The sequence below is a fragment of the Streptomyces sp. NPDC056948 genome (assembly GCF_042674225.1).
Classification (GTDB): Bacteria; Actinomycetota; Actinomycetes; order Streptomycetales; family Streptomycetaceae; genus Streptomyces; species Streptomyces purpurascens.
This window is the reverse complement of record NZ_JBHUQX010000698.1, coordinates 1-2813: the sequence shown is the minus strand read 5'-3', so window position 1 is coordinate 2813 and position 2813 is coordinate 1. Positions and strand designations below refer to the sequence as shown.

At 71.1% G+C, this 2813-nt stretch carries 4 protein-coding genes and 1 pseudogene; 3 read left to right on the top strand and 2 right to left on the bottom strand.

The window, feature by feature from the left end:
* Positions 1–25: 25 nt before the first annotated feature.
* Positions 26–484, bottom strand: a complete 459-nt coding sequence (locus ACFTZL_RS43675) for an Lrp/AsnC family transcriptional regulator (RefSeq protein ID WP_382595834.1) — start codon at positions 482–484, stop codon at positions 26–28.
* A 62-nt stretch (positions 485–546) separates the two neighbouring features.
* Here ACFTZL_RS43675 and ACFTZL_RS43670 point away from each other — a divergent pair, with 62 nt between their 5' ends.
* The 3 genes from ACFTZL_RS43670 to ACFTZL_RS43660 are packed head-to-tail and all read left to right on the top strand — an operon-like array spanning position 547 to position 2380.
* Positions 547–1239 carry an AzlC family ABC transporter permease gene (locus tag ACFTZL_RS43670; RefSeq protein ID WP_382595831.1) on the top strand — a complete coding sequence of 231 codons (693 nt, stop codon included), beginning with the start codon at positions 547–549 and terminating at the stop codon, positions 1237–1239.
* The gene (locus ACFTZL_RS43665) at positions 1232–1558 is read left to right on the top strand and encodes a branched-chain amino acid transporter permease (RefSeq protein ID WP_382595828.1); all 327 of its coding nucleotides are present in this window, start codon (positions 1232–1234) and stop codon (positions 1556–1558) included. The genes ACFTZL_RS43670 and ACFTZL_RS43665 overlap by 8 nt, the downstream gene beginning before the upstream one ends.
* A gap of 27 nt (positions 1559–1585) precedes the next feature.
* Entirely contained in the window at positions 1586–2380 is a 795-nt protein-coding gene (locus ACFTZL_RS43660; RefSeq protein ID WP_382595825.1) for a thioesterase family protein, read from the top strand.
* A 22-nt stretch (positions 2381–2402) separates the two neighbouring features.
* Here the strand turns inward: ACFTZL_RS43660 and ACFTZL_RS43655 are convergent.
* A pseudogene (locus ACFTZL_RS43655) lies at positions 2403–2702 on the bottom strand (VOC family protein); the annotation flags it as partial.
* Positions 2703–2813 lie beyond the last annotated feature (111 nt).

Genomic DNA, 2813 nt, shown 5'->3' with positions numbered 1-2813 from the left:
GGGCCGGCCTGTGCCCGGGGTCCGCTCAGCCGTCCACCTTGATCGTCTTCATGGTGAGGTGCGACTCGAGGCGCAGGACGGCGGGCAGGCCGCTGAGCTTGCCCATCATGAAGGCCTCGTAGGCGGCGTGGTCGGCCACGGCGACACGGAGGAAGTAGTCGGGGCGCCCGTACATCCTCCGGAACTCGACGACCTCCTCGTAGGACGCCACGGTGGTCTCGAACTCCTCGACGGTCCTGCGGTCCTGGGCGTAGATCTCGACGTCGATGAGCACTTCGAGCTCACGGCCCACCGCTCCGGGGTCGATGACGGCCCGGTAGCCGGCGATGACACCGCTCTCCTCCAGACGCTTGACCCGGCGCAGACAGGGAGGCGGAGTCAGCCCCACCCGCTTGGCGAGCTCGACGTTCGGCAGCCGGCCGTCCTGGCGCAGATGAAACAGAATTTCTCGGTCCACGGCATCGAGGCCACTTTCATTGCCCATATGGAGATCATAGAGCCATGATCGGCAACCATATGAGGCGTGAACTTTTCTAAAATGTCGACATGCGAATAAGCCCTGCGGCCCGGGCCGCTCTCCAGGACTGTGCCTCCGTGGGCCTCGGGATGGTGCCGCTCGGTCTCGCCTTCGGGGCGCTCGTGGTCCAGTCGGGGCTCGACTGGTGGTGGGCCGGGCTGTCCGCGGCGCTGATCTACGGCGGTTCCTTCGAGTTCCTGCTCATCGGCATGGTCGTGGCCGCCGCGCCTCTGGCGTCCATCGCCCTGGCCGCCTTCCTGGTGCAGGCACGGCACGTCTTCTACGCCCTGTCCTTTCCCCTGCACCGCGTGCGGGGCCGGCTCGCCCGGACGTACAGCACCTTCGCGCTCACCGACGAGGCGTACGCGCTGACCGCGGGCGGGCAGGCCCGCGGCTGGTCGAGCCCGCGCATCCTGTGGCTGCAGTTCTTCATGCATCTGTACTGGGCCGGCAGCGCGACCGCCGGGGCCCTGCTGGGCTCCCTCGTACCGGACAGTGTCACCGGACTGGACTTCGCCCTGACCGCCCTGTTCGCCGTCCTCGCTCTCGACGCGATCCGTGACCTGCGGGGCGACCTGCCGACCCCGGTGCTCGCCCTGCTCTGCGCCCTGGGCGCCCGCCTGCTCTTCCCCGGAGAGCTGCTGCCGGCGGCCTTCGCCCTGTTCACCGCCGGACTCCTGGCACGCCACTTCGCCACCCGGAGGAAGCCCGCTCATGTCTGACACCTACGCCGTCGGCGCGGTCCTCGTCACCGCCGCCGTCACCTGGTCCCTGCGCGCCCTGCCGTTCGCCGCCCTGGCCCCGCTGCGGGCCAGCGCCACCGTGCGGTACCTCAGCACCCGGATGCCCGCCGGGGTGATGGTGATACTGGTCGTCTACTGCCTGCGCGATCTGCCGGTCACCGAGTCGCGCGCCGTGGCCCCGCTGGCCGCCCTGGCCGTCACCGTCGGCCTGCATCTGTGGCTCCGCAACGCCCTGCTGAGCATCCTCACCGGCACGGCCGTCCATGTGGCCCTGGCCGGCGCGGTTTTCGCCCACTGACTCCGCTCGCTGAAAGGCACGCGTCCCTTGCACAACGACAGCTATTACGAATCCGTCGACACGCACCGCTTCAAGCCCACCGTCCACGCGAGCGGTGCGTGGGACCCGGACGAGCAGCACTTCAGCCCGCTCGCCGGCCTCATGGTCCACGCCGTCGACCGCTATCTGGCCGGACGGCCGGACAGCGGCCTGACGCTGTCCCGGATCAGCTTCGACATCCTCGGCCGGCTCGCCCTGGACGAGTGCGAGATACGGGTGGAGACCCTCCGGCCCGGCCGCACCATCGAACTCCTCGAAGCGGTCGCGCTCATCGCCGGCCGTCCCGTCGTGCGGGCCCGCGCCTGGCTCCTCGCCGAGCGCGACACGAGGGAAGTAGCCGGTGACACCGCGGACGCGCTCGTCCCTCCCGAGGCGCTGACCCCTTGGCCGCTGACCTCCGTGTGGCCCGGCGGATACATCGCCTCCCTGGACGTCCGTCCGGTCGCGCCGCCGCGGCCGGGCCGTACGACGGCCTGGGTCTCCACCCGGCTCGGTCTCGTCGCCGGACAGGCCGCGAGTCCTCTCGCGTCCTACGTCGCACTCGTCGACACCGCCAACGGCATCGCCGTACGGCAACCGCCCACCGCCTGGATGTACCCCAACGTCGACCTCACTCTCCACCTCCACCGCCGGCCGAAAGGCCGCTGGACGGGGCTCGACACCACCGTCGTCTTCGGCCCCACCGGCCAGGGCGTCACCAGCACCGTGCTGCACGACCTCACCGGCCCCGTCGGGCACGCCCAGCAGATCCTCACCCTCCGGCCCCTGCCGGCGGCCGGCTGAACGGCGTCGGGGAACGCCGCGCTCAGCCCTGCTTGGGGGCCGTCGGCGCGGTGCGCCGCAGGGTGAAGGAGTGGCCCGCCGGGTCGGCGTAGCCGCGTTCCTCCAGGGGGCCCGAGGCGTCCTTGGCCTCCAGGGGGCGTCCGCCCAGGCTGACGACCCGGCGTTCCACCGCGTCGAGGTCGTCCACCACGAACTCCAGGTGGGCCTGGAGGGAGTTCTCGGGGCGTGGCCAGCTCGGCGGGGTGGCGTTGACGTCCCGGCGCAGGGCGATCCGGAAACTCCAGCCCACGGCGGCTGACCTGCCCACTCGTGGCGAGGCCGCCCAGCACACCGTGGTACGTGTCGGACGTGGCCCCGTGAAGCTGCTCCAGCTCTTCGAGCGCCTGGCCCAGATGGCGCGCCGAGGAGCTGAGCTCCTGCTCGACGGGAACAT

Coding starts and splice junctions, on each gene's coding strand:
- ACFTZL_RS43675 (WP_382595834.1), bottom strand. CDS start 484: ATGGGCAATGAAAGTGGCCTCGATGCCGTGGACCGAGAAATTCTGTTT.
- ACFTZL_RS43670 (WP_382595831.1), top strand. CDS start 547: ATGCGAATAAGCCCTGCGGCCCGGGCCGCTCTCCAGGACTGTGCCTCC.
- ACFTZL_RS43665 (WP_382595828.1), top strand. CDS start 1,232: ATGTCTGACACCTACGCCGTCGGCGCGGTCCTCGTCACCGCCGCCGTC.